Source organism: Shinella sp. NM-101 (assembly GCF_021401195.1).
Lineage (GTDB): Bacteria > Pseudomonadota > Alphaproteobacteria > Rhizobiales > Rhizobiaceae > Shinella.
Genome location: NZ_JACBFT010000004.1, coordinates 17,651 through 34,064 on the forward strand (window position 1 = coordinate 17,651; position 16,414 = coordinate 34,064).

The following is a 16,414-nucleotide window of genomic DNA, read 5'->3' on the forward strand; positions in this document are numbered from 1 at the left end:
ATGAATGATGATGCGTGCTGTTTTGGAGTGACTGGCGATGCTGCGCTTCTATCCCACCGATAGCGATCCAACACGAGCGAAGGAAGCGGGTGGTGCCGCTGCGCCTCTATGGATAGACGCTTTCGATCCAAGCGCCGATGAGGTTGCACAAATCGAGAAAATGACCGGCGCGACGCTTCCCTCCATGGGAGCGCTCAGCGAGATACAGGTTTCGCGTCGCCTCAGGAACGAACACGGCGTGCTCTATATGAGCACGCCGTCTGCTGCGATTCATCCTGAGCAAAGCCCGGCGACGCCGCCATTGGGGTTCGTCCTGTCGCGCGACCGGCTCATCACGGTTCGTTTCATGGCACTGGCGACCTTCGATGCTGTTGCCGACAAATTTTCTTCAGGACCGGAAGTGCCGAAATCGAGCCTCGACGTCTTTGTCCTCCTCTGCGAAGAGATCGTGGACCGGGTCGCGGACATGCTCGAACGCCTGGCCGGGGAACTGAATGTCCTGGCCGTCGATGCATTTCATGCCGACGATACGCGCGGCCGGCATGCGGCCCGCTCCAACAGGCTCCTGCGGGTACAACTTCGCCAGGTCGGCCGGCTCGGTGACAGGCTGTCGGAGGTTCGGGACGGCATACAGGGCCTGGCGCGCGTCGTGGCCTATACCGAGCAGAATTGCGGCGGCTGGTTCACGGAAGGGCCCAAATCCGCCATCGCCAGCTTGCACCAGGACATTCATTCGCTGACCGAGTACGAAGAGCAGCTCGCGAACAAGATCCAGTTCGTTCTCGACGCTCTCGTCGGGCTTATCGGCATCGTCCAGAACGATGTGATCAAGGTCTTGACGATTGTCTCCATCGCCGGCATTCCCCCAACGCTGGTTGCGGGGATCTATGGCATGAATTTCAAATTCATGCCCGAGTACGATTGGTCCTGGGGTTATCCCTATGCCTGGGCCGCAATAATCCTGAGCACCGTCGTTCCCTTGGTCTGGTTCAAGCTGAAGGGTTGGTTTTAGCTCCGGTCTCGCAGTTCCTGATCTCACTCGCCTGACGGCGGGCCCTTTCCATCGATCCCAATTGCGGTGATCGGGTGGACGCCGCCATGGCTGAACTGCGCTCTGCCGGCTCGAACTTGGCTCATACGCGAAGGTTGCGATCGAGCCAGAGGGCGAATCCGCCCTTGAAGGCGTTCATGTTGTCGCCGCGGCGGGACTTTTCGGGGAGGCTGTGCAGCTTTTCGGCATTGCCGCCGCCGATGACGACGTAGTCGGGCTCGAGCGCTTGCGTCAGCTTTTCCACGGCGGCGCAGACGTGCTTCTCCCACTTCTTCCGGCCGCGCCTTTCGAGGCTCGCATTGCCGAGATAGTCCTCGAATGTCCGCCCCTTGCGGTAGGGGAGATGCGCGATTTCCAGCGGCTGGGCCACGTTGTCGACGATCATGGCCGCACCGAGGCCGGTTCCAAGCCCGAGGAACAGCATGCGCCCGCCGTCGTAGCTGCCGACGGCCTGCATGAGCGCGTCGTTGACGATCTTCAGCGGCTTGCCGAAGCGGCGGGCGAAATTATAGGCGACCCAGCCACGGCCGAGATTGTGCGGTTCGGCGACGATCCTGTCGTGCACCACCGGCCCGGGATAGCCGATCGAGATGACGTCGAACGGCAGGCCCTGCGCAAGCTGCTCGACGGCATCGGCCATCGCGGCCGCATCCATGTCCGGGCCGGAGACGACGCGGCGCGGCTCGCCGCCCGCGCTTGTGAGGATCTTGACATGTGATCCGCCGATGTCGACGGAAAGCACGACGGGTTGCCTGTGATCGTCCATGTGCTTTTCCGTCATGCCTCCGGATCGACCCAGCCGCCGGGGGGCGCAAAGCCGCTCATCGCCTCTTCCGGTCCCCAGCTGTGCGGCGCATAGGGCGCGGGCCGGGTTTTCAGGTCCAGCACCGGATCGACGACACGCCAGGCGAGCTCGGAGGCATCCCGCCGGGTGAACAGTTGCCGCTTGCCGTTCATGGCGTCGCCGATCAGCCGCTCGTAGGGCAGCATGTCGTCCGCCGTGCTGTCGACGGCGGCCAGTTCCACGTCTTCGCCGATCATTTCGCTGCCGGCAGCCTTGCGGCGCGCGCCGATGCCGATCAGCACCTCGGGGCCGACCCGAAAGCGCACGTAGTTGGCGTCGGCGGCGTCGGTGTCGTCGAAGACCGCGATAGGCGGCCGCTTGAAGCGCAGGACGACCTCGGTGGCGCGCACCGGCAGGTTCTTGCCGGCGCGGATGTAGAAGGGAACGCCCTTCCAGCGCCATGTGTCGACGAAGAGCCGCACGGCGGCAAAGGTCTCCACGGGCGAGCCCGCGGCCACGTCCGGCTCGTCGCGGTAGCCGTCGAACTGGCCCCGGACGAGGTCCTCCTCCCGCAGGGGGCGGATCGATTTCAGCACCTGGACCTTCTCGTCGCTGAGATCGTCGGAATCGCTCGTCGCGGGCGGCTCCATGGCCAGGAGGAGAAGCACGTTGACCAGATGGTTCTGGATCACGTCGCGCACGCAGCCCACCTCGTCGTAGAACCGGCCGCGACCGCCGACGCCGAAATCCTCGGCCATGGTGATCTGCACGCTCTCCACGTAGTTGCGGTTCCAGACGGGCTCCAGGAAGGTGTTGGCGAAACGGAAATAGAGCAGGTTCTGGATCGCCTCCTTGCCGAGATAGTGGTCGATGCGAAAGACCGACTGCTCCTCGAAGACGGAGAGCAGTTCCTCGTTGAGCGCCCGTGCGGACGCAAGATTGCGGCCGAAGGGCTTTTCCACCATCAGGCGGGCGTGGCCGGCGATGCCGGCGGCCTTGAGGGCTTCTATCACGGTGCCGAACAGCGAAGGCGGGATGGCGAGGTAGTAGAGCGGCCGGGTCGCGCCGCCGAGCGCCTGGCGCAGCCTTTCGAAGGTCGCGGCGGCCTTGTAGTCGCCGCCGACATAGCGCAGCAGGCTCTTGAACCTTGCGAAGACGGCTTCGTCCACCGAACCGAACTGCGTGAGGATGCCGTCGCGGGCGCGCTCTGCCAGCCTGTCCGCGTCCCAGTCGTCGAGCGCGACGCCGATGACCGGTTCGCTCAGATGGCCGCGCCGCACCATCTGGTACAGCGAGGGCAGGATCATCCTGTGGGCGAGATCGCCGCTTGCGCCGAAGACCACCAGCGCGTCCGACCTGTTCTGGCTCATGACTGTCTCCACCCGTTCGATCTATTTCGCCTTGCCATGTCCGCCGAAGGCGAAGCGCATGGCCGAAAGCAGCCTGTTGGCGAATTCGTCGTTGTCGCGCGAGCTGAAGCGTGCAAACAGCGCCGAGGAGAGCACCGGCGCCGGCACGCCAGTTTCCACCGCCGCCTGCAGGGTCCAGCGCCCTTCGCCGGAATCGGAGACGCGGGCATCGAAACCGGCAAGCGTCGGGTCCGTCTTCAGGACGCCGGCCGTCAGGTCGAGCAGCCATGAGCCGATGACGCTGCCATGGCGCCACACTTCGGTGACGGCGGCGAGGTCGATGTCGAATTTGTGATATTGCGGCTGGGCGAGGGGGGCGGTTTCCGCGTCGGCCGGGCGCGCCTCGTTGCCGGCATTGGCGGCTTTCAGAATGTTCAGCCCTTCGGCATAGGCGGCCATCATGCCGTATTCGATGCCGTTATGGACCATCTTGACGAAATGGCCGGCGCCCGACGGGCCGCAATGGAGATAGCCTTGTGCCGCGGTGTCCGCCGTGCCGGCTTTTCCGCCCGCTCCGTCCGCGCCGGGCGCCAGCGCCGCGAAAATGGGATCGAGCCGCGTGACCGCCGCGTCGGGGCCGCCGATCATCAGGCTGTAGCCGCGCTCCAGCCCCCAGACGCCGCCGCTGGTGCCGACGTCGACGAAGGAGACGTCCTTCGCGGAAAACTCGGCGGCGAGATCGACCGCATCGCGATAGTGGGAATTGCCGCCGTCGATCAGCGTATCGCCGGCCTCCATGCGGGCGGCGAGGTCCCGGGCGATGCCGCCGGTGATGGCGGCCGGCAGCATGAGCCAGACGGCGCGCGGGGGCGTGAGTTTCGCGAGGAGGTCGTCCAGGCTTTCCGCGCCCGTCGCGCCTTCGGCGACCAGCGCCGCCACGCTTTGCGGATTGACGTCATAGACGACGCATCGATGTCCGGCCTTCGTGAGGCGCCGCACCATGTTTGCGCCCATGCGGCCCAGCCCGATCATTCCCAGTTGCGTATGCCAGCTCCGTTTCAGGTGTTCATTCGCCCGGAATTCGTATTTCGTAGTCGCTATTTTCCCAGCGCCGCTGCGAACCCAGCCACAGCAACGTGAACAGGATGCACCCTCCGGCCGCAAGCCCGGCCGTCGGCAGGTCCACCACATGGGTGGCGAAGGCGGTCTCGCGCGTCGGGCTGTCGCTGGTCGTGCCCCAGCCGTCGAGGCTCCAGTGTACCAGCGCCGGCGCATTCAGTTCCAGCCGCAGGATCTTGCCGCGCGGCATGGTCGCGATCCTGTTGTCGGGGCGCCAGATGCGCAGGGCGGCGGGTGTCCGGCGGCGGATATAGCGTTCGACCGTCTGCGGCGGCATGTCGAAGACCGCGCCGTCGGCGAGCGAGCGCAGCAGCTTGATATGCTCGGCATGCGCCCAGACCAGCGGCATGGCGCTGCCCGACGGACGGCCGAAGGCCAGTTCGCGTGCGGGAACATCCGGGCCGTCCCAGCTCTGCTCGGGCAGCAGGCCCTCGACCCCGGCGGAGGCCTCCAGCGTTGCCAGCAGGGCCTCGGCGCGATCGCGCCGGCCGGCCGCCAGCTCGTAATGGGCGCGCTCGCCGGAAAGAAGCGGCCAGGCACGCCCCTGTCCGATGCCGTCGAACGGCCCGCCGTCCGGCTTCTCGCCGTAGCCGTCGCCGGTGTAGCGGTACCAGAGCGGGCCCTGCGGCAAGTCCACCTTGAGCGCGTGGTCGATCGCCTTGATCGTATCGAGAATGCGCGGATCGTCCGGCCTGCGCAGTCCGAACCGCACCAGTGCCAGCGCATCAGGGCTCAGCACGTCCCAGGCCGGCAGCATGGCCTTTTCGGGAACCTGGTTGCGGATCGCGGTCTGGCCGTCCGCGGCGGCGGCGACATCCGTCGCGGCCGCGCCGGCGATGCGCACGTAATAGCCCTTGATGCCGGCCGCCGCGCAGATGTTCGGCCTTGAGGCAAAGGTCCAGTTCTCGATCTGCTCGTTCCAGCAATCGGCCGTTTCGCGCAGGTGTCCGGCGGCATCCGGGTCGCCATCCGCCTCGATCAGGTCGGCGGCGGCAAGCAGGGCGGCGATCTCGACGGCCAGCGTGAAGGGGCTGTAGCCGCCGTCCTCCTCCCAGCGGTCCTGGATGGTCGCCGGGCCGTTGGCGACCAGATAGCCGGCCGCCTTGCGGATCATCGGCATGAAACGGTCGAGATGCCGGCCGGCCAGATGATGGTGGCGGTGAAGCAGGTCGGCGAGCAGGATGGGAAACGCGCATTCGTCCATCTGCACGCCGGGCCAGTAGGGCCGCCCGTCCAGCCAGAGGTTCTGCGGCCAGTGGCCGGAGGCGAGCTGGACTTCGCGCAGATAGTCGAGGATGGCCAGCGCTTCCCGGCTGTCGCCGGCGGCCAGGAAACCGCCCGCCGTCTCGACGAGATCGCGCGGCCAGACGAGGTGGTAGCCGCCGAGGTCGTCGTCGCCCTTGTTGTCGCCCCACGGGATGGAAAGGCTCGCCACGACGGCGCCCGCGCGGTCGGCGGCGCGATGGGCGGCCAGCACGGCGGTGGACACGCGATAGGCATTGACCTTTCCCGCATGCGGGCGGTCGAGCCCGACGAGACCGTGCTGCCAGCGGTGCCAGTTCTCGCGATAGCGATCCTGCGCCACGTCGAAGCCGGCATCGAGGCTTTGGAGCGCGGTGGCCGCGGCTTCGGTTTCCGACTGGCCGAAGGCGAGCGCCAGCACGACGGTCGGGTTGTCGGCGGTCAGGCCGATCTCGCCGGTCAGCGCGACATTGCCTTCGTCGGCGCGCTGGTAGCACGGGTCCAGCGTGCCGTGTTCGCGCAATTGCCGGTATCCGTCGGAGGTGCCGACATAGCCCGCGGAGCGTGCTTTCCAGGGGGTGGAAGCCGCCAGCGCCAGATAGCGCGAGCGCCCGCAGGCCATCAGCAACGGCGCGCCGTAATAGTCCGCGATCCAGGCCGAATTCTGCATGCCGGCATTGGTGAGATGCGGCGCCAGCAGCGCGAAGACGCCGTAATCGCCGACCGCGCCCTCGGCCGGCCTGAAGGTGATGCGCTGGAGGACGCAGGGGCGGGCCGGATCGCTGACGACATCCTTTTCGATGCTGTATCGACCGTCGCGGGCGGTATTGACCACATGGAAGGCCGGAACGCCGTCCGCCTGCCGCGTTGTCATCGTGATGCAGTCGCGCTTTTCCTCGGAGAAATAGCCCGCGGGACCCGTGACCAGCAGGCCGAAATCGCGCGTGCAGGCGCTGTCCACGCGCGGATAGTAGATTTCGTTGAGGATGCCGTGGCTGAGCGTGAACCAGACGGGAGATTGCGGCGAGAGCGCCGTGCCCACGCCGCTCTTGGCGCTGGAGGTCCACCGGGCGGGAATGCCGGGCGCGCCGGGAGCGAAATCAATCAGTCGACGCATGGATCCACCTGCCTTCCGTGTCCGCTCTAGGATGTCCACGCGGCGTAATTTGGATCATGGCTTGTTCGGGTGACAGGGATCGCAAATATTTTCTGTGTTGCCGGGCCTGCCCACCGAATCCGGCCGGCGTGGCGCCGGTCGAAGCAGCGACCTTGCAGGCCGGCTCACGAGAGCACGCCTGCCGGGCCGACGGCGGGCTGCGCGACCCGGCCGCGCCCCACGCGGGACAGCAGTATCACCGGCAATATGCTGATCGCGACAATCGCGAGGGCGGCAAGGGAAGCCTCCTCATAGGTCCCCCGGGCCGCTTCACCATAAAGGTGGGTGGCAAAGGTTTCGACATTGAGGGGGCGCAACAGCAGCGTTGCGGGCAATTCCTTCACGCAGTCCACGAAAACCAGAAGCCCCGCGGCGGAAATCGCGGTTTTCGAAAGCGGCAGGTGGACATGCCAGAACGTGCCCGAGGTGGATTGACCGAGGGTTCGCGACGCCTGATCCAGGGATCCGGGAATGCGCGAGAGCCCGGCTTCGATACCGCCTGCGGAAATGGCGAGGAACCGCACGACGAGCGCATAGACCACCGCGGTGCCCGATCCTATGAACAGCAGGCCGGTGGAGATGCCCAGCCACGCCGTCGCTGACCTGTCGATGAATCTGTCGAGCCCGGCAAGCACGATCAGCACGCCGATCGCCACGACGGTGCCGGGGGCGGCATAGCCCAGCGTCGAGAGCCGCAGCAGCCAGGAGGATTTCGCGCCGGGCCGCACGCGGGCGGCATAGGCGACGATGAGGCCGAAACCGACGGTCGCGACAGTCGCGGTCGTTGCGATCGTGATGGTGCTTGCCGCCTCGCTGAGGATACGCGGCGAGAGGCCGGCGAACTGGTATCGCTTCCAGGCTTCCGTCACCAGGTAGACCGCAGGCGCGCCGAAGCCCAGCAGCACGGGCAGGGCGCCGGCGCACAGGAACAAGGCCCCCTTCCAGGCCGGAACCCGTTGCAGGACGAGCTGGGGGCTTCGCCGGGCGTCGCTGGCATAACGCTGCCGGCGCCGGGCCCACCGCTCCAGCGCCACCAGCGCCACGACGATCAGCAGGAGCGCCAGCGCAATCTGCGAGGCGCCCGGCAGATCGGAGCGGGTGATCCAGGTCGTGTAGATCGAAACCGTCATCGTGCGCACGCCGAGGAATTCGGCCGCGCCGACGTCGTTCAGCGTTTCCATCAGGGCAAGGCTGATGCCCACCGCGACGGCCGGGCGCGCCAGCGGCAGCGCGACGCGCCAGAACACCGCGCGCCGGGAGACGCCGAGCGTGCGGGCCGCATCGATGAGGTTTGCCGACTGCGTGAGGAACATCGCGCGCGTCGGAATATAGACATAGGGATAGAGCACGAAGCCCAGGAGCAGGATGCAGCCGGTCATCGACCGGATATCGGGCAGGCGGAACTGGCGCGGGCTGTCATGGCCCAGCATCCACCGGATTGCTCCCTGCACGGAGCCGATCGGATGCAGGATGTCGAGATAGGCATAGGCTATGATATAGGTCGGCACGGCAAGCGGCAGCAGCAGCGCCCATTCCAGCACGCGCCGGCCCGTGAAATCGTAGGCCGTCACCAGCCAGGCCGTGGTGGTGCCGATCACCGCCGTGACCAGGCCGACGCCGGCCAGCAGGATGACGGTATCCGCCATCGCTGCGGGCAGGATCGTCGAAAACAGATGGCTCCACAGGCCCGACGATCCCTTGGCCGCCTCGAGCAGCAAGCCGGCGATGGGCAGGAGGACGACAAGCGCGATCACGCCCGCGAACGTCAGCCAGCCGCTGCCCGGGCGTTTCGCGGATCGGTCGATTTGGGGGCTGGTCGAGGCCGGCTGAACCATGCTGTGCGGAAAGAAGGCGCCCGATGGGCGCCTTCCTCGTTTCCCTAGTTGTCGAAGCCGACCTTGTCGACGAGTTCGCTGGCCTGTTTGCGGTGGCCCACGATCTCCGACAGCGGCTTGCTGTCGATCTTCAGTTCGCCGAAGGAGGCGATGATCGGATCGCTCGCCACGCCGGCCTTCACCGGATATTCGTAGTTGGCCTCGGCATAGATCTTCTGTGCCTCGTCGGAAACGAGGTATTCGAGCAGCTTCACCGCCTCGTCCTTGTTCGGCGCGTGCTTGGCGATCGCCGCGCCGCTGATGTTCACCTGCGTGCCGCCGTCCTTGAAGGTCGGCAGGACGACCTTGATCGCATCGCCCCAGGCAACCTGCTCCTCGCCGCCCTTGCCCGAGCGCATCAGGCCGACATAGTAGGAGTTGGCGATGCCGATCTCGCAAATGCCGCCGAGGATGTCCTTGGCGACGTCGCGGTCGCCGCCGCCGGCCTTGCGCGCCAGGTTGCCCTTGACCCCGGCCAGCCACTTCTCGGTTTCCTCGGCGCCGTGGTGGGCGATGTAATCTGCGAAGAGAGCCGTGTTGTAGGGATGCTGGCCCGAACGGATGCACACCTTGCCCTTCCAGGCCGGATCGGCGAGCTGTTCGTAGTTGAACGACGCCAGGTCGAGATCCTTGGCGGCATAGAGGACGCGGGCGCGATAGGAAAGGCCGAACCAGTTGCCGCCGGCGTCGCGCAACTGCGCGGGGACGGCGCCGTCCAGCACTTCGGACTGGATCGGCTGGGTGAGGCCCTTGTCCACGAGGTCGACGAGGTTGCCGGCGTCGACGGTCATCAGGATGTCGGCAGGCGAGCTTTCGCCTTCCGACGCGACGCGCTCGGGAAGGCCGTCCTTCAGGAACACGGTGTTGACCTTCGTGCCGGTCGATTTCGTGTAGGCCTCGAGGAGGGGCGCGATGAGCGCCGGTTCGCGCGTCGTGTAGACGTTGATTTCGGCGGCAGCGGCAACGGATGGAACGGCCAGAAGCGAAGCTGCGAGAAACGTGGATGCCAGGGCGGCGTGCGAGTTCATAAGACCCTCCTTTAGGAACGCGACACCCTTGCATCATTTCCTGATTTGATTAGTCAAGTTTCCCGAGGAATTTATTGCCGAGATCACGCAAACTTGATGGGCCGTGATCGTCCGGCCCGCGCCGTCAGAAGGTCAGAACGCGGTCGGCCTGCACGGAAATCCGCACGTCCGACACGCCGTCGGGCAAGCGCTCCATCGTGCGGACCTTGAGCGGCGCCTCCAGCCCCTGGACGCGAAGGACAAGCTGCTCGATCTCGCCGTGGAAGACGCGCTGCTCGATCCGCGCAGGCAGGTCGCCGTCGTGCAGCGATACCGCAATCGACTGGGGGCGGATGAACAGCGTCGCGGCGCTATCCGGCCGCAGGTCGAGCTGTTGCGGGAAGCTGCCGATCGCGGTGGTGAGCCTTCCGTCCCGATAGACGCCGGGAACCTTGTTGAAGGCACAGAAGAACTCGGCCGCATAGGCGCTGTTCGGACGGTCGTGCAGGTCATGGGCCGACCCCTCCTGGACGATCCTGCCGGACCGCATCAGCACGACGCGATCGCCCGCCGAAAGCGCTTCCTGCGGGTCGTGCGTCACCATGATCACGGTCGTCCCGAGCGATTTCAGAAGCGCCAGCGTTTCCGTGCGCACCTTCTCCCTCAGGCCCTGGTCGAGATTGGAGAACGGCTCGTCCATCAAGACGATGGCGGGGCGTGGCGCAAGGGCACGCGCGAGCGCGACGCGCTGCTGCTCACCGCCCGAAAGGGTATGCGGGAAGCGATGGACGAGGTGCTGGATTCCCACGCGCTCGACCACTTCGGCGAAGCGGGCCTCTGCCAATTGCCGTGGCAGCCGCTTGAGGCCGAAAAAGATGTTGTCGCGCGCGGTCATGTGCGGAAAGAGCGCGTAGTCCTGGAAGACGAAGCCGACGTTTCGCGCCTCGGGCTCGACGAAGGTGCGCGGACCGTTGACCTGGCGGTTGCCGAGAAAGATCTGCCCGCCATCTGCCGTTTCGACACCCGCGACGATGCGCAGCAAGGTGGACTTCCCGCAGCCGGAATGGCCGACCAGCGAGACCACCTCGCCGCGGCGAATGTCGAGCGATATGCCGGAGACGGCAGGGGTCTGCCCGAAGGCGCGGCTGACATCCTGCAGTCTGAGGGCAAATTCTTCGGCGTTCTGGCTCATCAGGACTGCTCGTCGCACCATTGTTCTTCAGGGCAGAAATAACCATCCCTCCCGTTTTGTCCATGGGCAGGCCAGCGGCCGAGGCTTGGGACCCATCAATCTGGATCGTCGCGTGATTCACGGTTTGCGGTGAAGGAAGCCGTGATGGGTGACCTGTTTCTGTCGAGCGAGCCTCAGGTGGTGCGTATATCGCCGTTCAGCGCAGGGACATGCGCTGAAGCGTGCCGTCGCGCAGCTTGAACTGGTGCCAGACGGCGATGGCGGCATGCAGGCCGGCCAGATAGAGGATGATCGTGCCCGCATTCTCATGGAGTTCCGCGACAGGGCCCGGGGCGCCCTGGACGCGTTCGGCGATGGCTGGAAGCGGGATGCCGAAGAACGAGACCGGAACGCCGAGCCGCGAGGCCGCATACCAGCCGCTCAGCGGCAGACAGATCAGGAACAGGTAGAACACGGCATGTCCGAACCTGGCTGCAACGGCAAGCCACCCGCCGGGCTGCACCACTTCCGGCACTCCTCCCGCAACCCGCAGGACCAGCCGCGGCAGGACGAGCAAAAGCACCGCCAGTCCGAGCGAAAAATGCAGCAAGGGCGGGTTTTCAGCCATGTGCCGGCCACCCGTGGATGTCAGCCATGCCCCGAAAACCAGGAGGGCGCTGAGCCAGTGGATGACGATCATGCCTTTGGAATAGCGGGCGGGATTGCTGGACATTGACGAAAGCTCCTTGGGATATCCGCGTCGTCTGATCGCGGCGATGTGGTGCGATCTGTTTCGGGACAGCCTTCGGCGGTCGTCCCGGACAGGATGCTTGAAAGTGTCTTGCCGAGCGCCGCCCTCATCCGTGCGTGATGGCGTGCCTGCCGCGGCGGTCGTCATCGCTGTCCCGGTGCCTGAACCTGACGATTTCGAGCGTGGCCGGGTCGATCTTCGCCTTGAAGGCGCGGCCGGACTCATCCGTCCCGCGGATTTCATAGCAGCCGTCGTCGATCCTGATCCGGGTGACCGTCCAGTTCCGCGCCGCGGCCATCGTCTCGACCGCCTCGCGCGGCTGCCACCGGTCCATCGAAACGTGACAATCGTCGTCAGCCTGCGCGACACCATGCCCGGCCAGCGCCAGGGTGATCATTCCGGCCGCGATGTGCTTCATCATCCGATTGCTCCCGGTCAACGTGCTCTCGGCGGGACCATGGCAATCTTTCCTGACGAATGCCTGAAGCGATGCCGGGCATGGCTTCAGCAAACCGACAGCTTCGGTCGATAGGCAGAGCAGGCGAGAGGCTTGGTGGTCCCTGAATGAGAGTGTTGCTGATCGAAGACGACGCGATTCTCGGAAAGGCCGTGCGCGAGCAGATCGCCGGCAGCCATTGCGTTGACTGGGTGACGCGGCTGGACGCGGCCCGCGAGCACCTGCGGAGCGTGGCTTACGACCTGGTCCTCCTGGACCTGATGCTTCCCGACGGGTTGGGAATAGGCTTTCTGAGAAAACTGAGGGCGGAGGGCAGCGTGACGCCCGTCATCATTCTGACGGCGCTCGACCAGATTTCGGACCGCATCGAGGGCCTCGATGCGGGCGCCGACGACTATATGGTCAAGCCATTCGATCTCCTGGAACTGTCCTCGCGCCTGAACGCCGTGGCACGGCGCTACAGCGGCAATCCCAATCCCCTTGTCGAGGTCGGCGATCTGCGCATCGATCTCGCCGCCAGGACCGTGATGCGGGGTGGCCGGCCTGTCGATCTCACGGGGCGGGAATGGACCTTGCTCGAGGCGTTCCTCCAGCGGCCGGGGGTCGCGATGACCAAGTCGCAGCTTGAGGACCATATTTACGCGTTCGGCGACGAGGTGGAGAGCAACACGATCGAAGTTCATGTGAGCAGATTGCGGAAAAAGCTCGGCTATCGCGTGGTCGATACGGTCCGCGGCATCGGATACCGGCTCGGGAGCGCCAGGTGATACGGCCGCGAAGCCTGCAATGGCGTCTTTCCCTGTGGCTTGGACTGGGCATGACCCTGCTGTGGGCGATGGCCGCCATCATCACGGTGCAGATGCTGCGCCAGGAAATGGATGAGGTGTTCGACAGCGCGCTCGAGGAGACGGCGCAACGCATCCTCCCCCTGGCGGCACTCGATATAATCGACCGCGACGGCGAGGATACTGAACAGCGCGTGGCAACGCTGCGCCAGCATGACGAATACTTCACCTATGTCGTGCGCGACGCATCCGGCAAAGTGCTGCTGCGCTCCCACAGCGCCGATCTCGCGATATTTCCGCCGTTTTCGGGCATGGGGTTCGCAAACACCCCGACCCACCGCCTCTATTCGGATGCCGCCCTCCAGGGGAACCTCACCATCACGATCGCGGAACCGGTGGCGCATCGCCGCATGACTGCCGCGCACATCCTTTTGGGGCTCGGCCTGCCGCTGCTTGCGATCATTCCCCTGAGCCTGGCCGGCACATGGGCGGTCATTCGCCTCTCCATGACGCCTGTGCGGATCTTCCGGTCGCAGATCGAGGCGCGGGGCGGGGGCGATCTCGCACCCATTGCCGCGGATGATCTGCCCTCGGAGATCGGCCCGGTGGCCAGGGCCATCAACCGCCTGCTGGATCGGCTGAAAAGAACGCTTGAGGCCGAACGCAGCCTGGCGGCGAAATCGGCTCATGAACTGCGGACACCGGTGGCGGCGGCGCTTGCACAAGCACAGCGGATGATCGCCGAGGCGCCGGATGAGGCCACGCGCGAACGCGCAGAGGACATGCAGATCGCCCTGCTGCGCCTTTCCCGCCTGACGGAAAAGCTGATGCAACTGGCAAGGGCCGAAGGCGGCCGCCTGCTTGCGGAAAGGCCGGTGGATATCGGCGCCATTCTTCGCATGGTCGCCGGCGATTTCGGTGGATACGCCGCCCCCACGGGCCGCATCGAGCTGGAACTGCCCGATGCGCCGGTATTCACGATGATCGATGCGGATGCGTTCGCCATCCTGGCGCGCAACCTTATCGAAAACGCCCTCAAGCACGGATCGAAAGACGAGCCGGTTCGCGTGACATTGTCGGAACAGCGCATCCTGCGGGTCGCGAATGCCGGCCCGGGCGTTCCTGACGAGACGCTTGCGCGGATCAGCCAACCCTTCGAACGAGGCCAATCCCTGACGAAGGGGGCAGGCCTCGGCCTCGCCATTGCAAAGACGATCGCCGCCGGCACGGGCGGCCGGCTCGAACTGTTCTCTCCGCGGGAAGGGCGTCAGGACGGTTTCGAGGCCAGGTTTTCCATTCGTGAATGATACGCTTGGTATCCCCGCGCGAGGATCAAGAGGCTTTCGCCGTGGGATCACAAGCGAAGACGGACGACGCGCAGGCTGGCGTCCGGCTCGTAACGTCCGTGCGTGTTCCGCAGCGCAGAGGCGAGCCGAATTCGATCACTTGTTCACGCACCCGTCAACGGCACGGGGGCGCTGCTCGCCGTCGGAGGATTTCCGGGCCGGGCCGAGAATGCCACCGCTTGACGGCGGGCGGCAGACGTTGGCGCCTTTTCGGTATTCCGCCCAATGCGGTTATCCTGACATCAACGGGGCGGATTTCCGACCGCTCCGTTCTCCTTCTAGAACCGGAGTGCATAGCCGAGCTGGATTGACAGCAGGTCCGCATGCCGAACGACGAGCTGTGCGTAATGGGGTATCTTTTCGTCGGTGATCTTGCGATGGCCGTCGGTGATGCTCAGGCCGGCGATCACCCTGCCGGCCGCGTTGCGCACCGGGGCGCCGATGCAGCGTTCGCTCAGCTCCATTTCGCCATTGTTGACGGCGTAGCCTCGCTCGCGGGTCAGGCGCAGGTCCCTTCGTAGGCGCTCCGGGTCGGTGATCGTGTTGACGGTATAGGGTTTCAGGCCCTGCTGGATGATCCGCTCGATCGTTTCCTCCGGCTGAAAGGCAAGGGCGGCCTTGCCGACGCTGGTGCAATAGCAGGGCGAGCTTTCCATCGTCGTGGTGGAATTGAACCGCCCGGCGCGCCCGCCGATCGTGCGGGTGACGAAGATCATCTGGTTTCCGTCGAAGATGCAGAGGTGGCTGCGCGCACCGGCGCTGCGGCTGAGCGCTTCCAGCACGTGCCTTGCGTCACGCGCGATGTCCATGCTGGCAAGAGCGCTGTTGCCGAGATGGATCAGCCGCACGCCAAGCCGATAGCGCTCGCCGTTGCAGTCCTGGTCGAGAAGCCCGGTGCTTCTCAGCACGCTGACCCAGCGATGCACCGTGGAACGGGGCATTCCGGTCAGTTCGGATATGTCCGAGAGCGTCAGCTGGCCTTCCTTCAGGGTGAAGCAGTCGAGCACGCGCAACATCTTTTCGGGCGCGCTGCTGCCCTTCTCCGAAACGTCCGTCATCGTCATGCCTCCCCATCTCGCGACTGTGTCGGAATTCTCGGAGGGCCGCAAGAATTCTCGCCGGCACGTCCCGGAAAATGGGACGATATCGCAATGCGAAAAATTCAAGCTATTGATTATAAATAGTATTTAAAATTTGCGGCGTTTTGCACGGCTCCTATAATCGGGCCTGCATCGTAACCGCTTTTCTCTTGCCGATACAGTTTGGGACCCTCCGGGCAACGCGACGTCCGGGGCGGCTGGCGGTCGATTCATTCATCGTAACATCCTTTCAAGGGAGGACTGGGAGTTGTTATTTCGGAAAATCGCACTCGCCGCGGCGGGTATTCTCATGGCGGCGGGCATCGCCGCCGGCGCGGACGACAATCGCGGCACGATCGGCGAGATCCTGTCGGCCAAGCGTGTCGTCCTGATGAACGACCTGTCGTCGGCGCCCTGGCAGTTCCGCGACGCCAACGGCAATGCCGCCGGCTTCTCGATCGATCTCGACCGGATGATCGCGGCCCGCCTCGGCGTCGACCTGCATCTGATCAACACGGAATGGGCCGGCCTCATTCCGGGCCTGCTGTCGCGCAAGACGGATTTCGTCGCAAGCTCGATGTCGACGACCTTCAAGCGGGCGCAACAGGTGCTGTTCACCAACGGCACCTGGTACAAGACGGGCGTGGTCGCCATCGTCAAGCCTGACGTCGGCGTCACCTCGTGGGAAGACCTCAACAAGCCGGACAGGACGATCGCCATCAAGGCCGGCACCAGCGGCGTCGATGTCGCCAAGCAGTTCTTTCCCGATGCCAAGATCCAGAGCTATCCGTCGGATATCGATCTCTACCAGGTGCTGAAGGGCGGCCGTGTCGATGCGGCCCTCAACGACCTGGCGGCCCTGAATGCGATCAAGGATTCCTACGGCTTCGACACGCTGAAGGAGCCGCGCGAACTGATCAGCACGGACACCTGGGCCTTCGCGGTCAGGCCGGGCGATGTTTACACCTGGCAGTATCTCGATTTCTTCCTGACCAAGATCCACGAAAGCGGCGAGCTCGACGCCCTCTACAAGTACTGGGTCACCGGCGAGCAGTGGCAGGCGGACTTCATGAAGAAGAACGACGGCGTGTCCCAGCAGCGCAAGGACCTCGTCAACCTTCTCGGCATCCAGGACTACACGGCCGAGACCGGCGGCACGCGTATGACGCTGGAATAGCAACCCGGGGAGGCGGCGCCCAGGTGCCGCCTCCCGCAGAAGACGCCCGATCGACCAGCCTGTTTT

14 protein-coding genes are annotated in these 16,414 nt (G+C 65.3%); 4 read left to right on the forward strand and 10 right to left on the reverse strand.

Features of this window, described 5'->3' with window-relative positions; genetic code table 11:
- The first annotated feature begins 37 nt into the window (after positions 1 to 37).
- Entirely contained in the window at positions 38 to 1,012 is a 975-nt protein-coding gene (locus L0976_RS09505) for a magnesium transporter CorA family protein (protein ID WP_203320071.1), read from the forward strand.
- A gap of 121 nt (positions 1,013 to 1,133) precedes the next feature.
- Here the strand turns inward: L0976_RS09505 and L0976_RS09510 are convergent, their stop codons facing one another.
- The 9 genes from L0976_RS09510 to L0976_RS09550 form a co-directional block, all read right to left on the reverse strand.
- Positions 1,134 to 1,817 (reverse strand): ROK family protein, encoded by a 684-nt coding sequence (locus L0976_RS09510; protein WP_234187081.1) that lies wholly within the window; start codon positions 1,815 to 1,817, stop codon positions 1,134 to 1,136.
- Between the two features lie 11 nt (positions 1,818 to 1,828).
- Complete coding sequence (gene zwf, locus L0976_RS09515) at positions 1,829 to 3,205, reverse strand: glucose-6-phosphate dehydrogenase (protein WP_234187082.1); 1,377 nt, start codon at positions 3,203 to 3,205, stop codon at positions 1,829 to 1,831.
- Positions 3,206 to 3,226: 21 nt separating this feature from the next.
- Positions 3,227 to 4,216, reverse strand: a complete 990-nt coding sequence (gene gnd, locus L0976_RS09520; RefSeq protein ID WP_234187083.1) for a phosphogluconate dehydrogenase (NAD(+)-dependent, decarboxylating) — start codon at positions 4,214 to 4,216, stop codon at positions 3,227 to 3,229.
- A 34-nt stretch (positions 4,217 to 4,250) separates the two neighbouring features.
- Positions 4,251 to 6,662: a glucan 1,4-alpha-glucosidase gene (locus tag L0976_RS09525; RefSeq protein ID WP_234187084.1), complete on the reverse strand. Its 2,412-nt coding sequence runs from the start codon at positions 6,660 to 6,662 to the stop codon at positions 4,251 to 4,253.
- Between the two features lie 164 nt (positions 6,663 to 6,826).
- Complete coding sequence (locus tag L0976_RS09530; RefSeq protein WP_234187085.1) at positions 6,827 to 8,536, reverse strand: iron ABC transporter permease; 1,710 nt, start codon at positions 8,534 to 8,536, stop codon at positions 6,827 to 6,829.
- 44 nt (positions 8,537 to 8,580) lie between these two features.
- Positions 8,581 to 9,603 (reverse strand): Fe(3+) ABC transporter substrate-binding protein, encoded by a 1,023-nt coding sequence (locus L0976_RS09535; protein WP_234187086.1) that lies wholly within the window; start codon positions 9,601 to 9,603, stop codon positions 8,581 to 8,583.
- 124 nt (positions 9,604 to 9,727) lie between these two features.
- Entirely contained in the window at positions 9,728 to 10,774 is a 1,047-nt protein-coding gene (locus tag L0976_RS09540) for an ABC transporter ATP-binding protein (protein ID WP_234187087.1), read from the reverse strand.
- 196 nt (positions 10,775 to 10,970) lie between these two features.
- Positions 10,971 to 11,486: a cytochrome b gene (locus tag L0976_RS09545; protein WP_234187088.1), complete on the reverse strand. Its 516-nt coding sequence runs from the start codon at positions 11,484 to 11,486 to the stop codon at positions 10,971 to 10,973.
- A 124-nt stretch (positions 11,487 to 11,610) separates the two neighbouring features.
- Positions 11,611 to 11,925 carry a PepSY domain-containing protein gene (locus tag L0976_RS09550; protein WP_234187089.1) on the reverse strand — a complete coding sequence of 105 codons (315 nt, stop codon included), beginning with the start codon at positions 11,923 to 11,925 and terminating at the stop codon, positions 11,611 to 11,613.
- Positions 11,926 to 12,068: 143 nt separating this feature from the next.
- Here L0976_RS09550 and L0976_RS09555 point away from each other — a divergent pair, with 143 nt between their 5' ends.
- Both L0976_RS09555 and L0976_RS09560 read left to right on the forward strand, forming a co-directional pair.
- Complete coding sequence (locus L0976_RS09555; RefSeq protein ID WP_234187090.1) at positions 12,069 to 12,728, forward strand: response regulator transcription factor; 660 nt, start codon at positions 12,069 to 12,071, stop codon at positions 12,726 to 12,728.
- On the forward strand, positions 12,725 to 14,053 hold the full coding sequence (locus L0976_RS09560) for an ATP-binding protein (RefSeq protein ID WP_234187091.1): 1,329 nt from the start codon (positions 12,725 to 12,727) through the stop codon (positions 14,051 to 14,053). The genes L0976_RS09555 and L0976_RS09560 overlap by 4 nt, the downstream gene beginning before the upstream one ends.
- Positions 14,054 to 14,370: 317 nt before the next feature.
- Here the strand turns inward: L0976_RS09560 and L0976_RS09565 are convergent, their stop codons facing one another.
- The gene (locus L0976_RS09565) at positions 14,371 to 15,150 is read right to left on the reverse strand and encodes an IclR family transcriptional regulator (RefSeq protein ID WP_234187092.1); all 780 of its coding nucleotides are present in this window, start codon (positions 15,148 to 15,150) and stop codon (positions 14,371 to 14,373) included.
- A gap of 289 nt (positions 15,151 to 15,439) precedes the next feature.
- On the opposite strand from L0976_RS09565, the gene L0976_RS09570 reads away from it, so the two are divergent.
- Positions 15,440 to 16,348, forward strand: a complete 909-nt coding sequence (locus L0976_RS09570) for an ABC transporter substrate-binding protein (RefSeq protein WP_234187093.1) — start codon at positions 15,440 to 15,442, stop codon at positions 16,346 to 16,348.
- Positions 16,349 to 16,414: the final 66 nt, after the last annotated feature.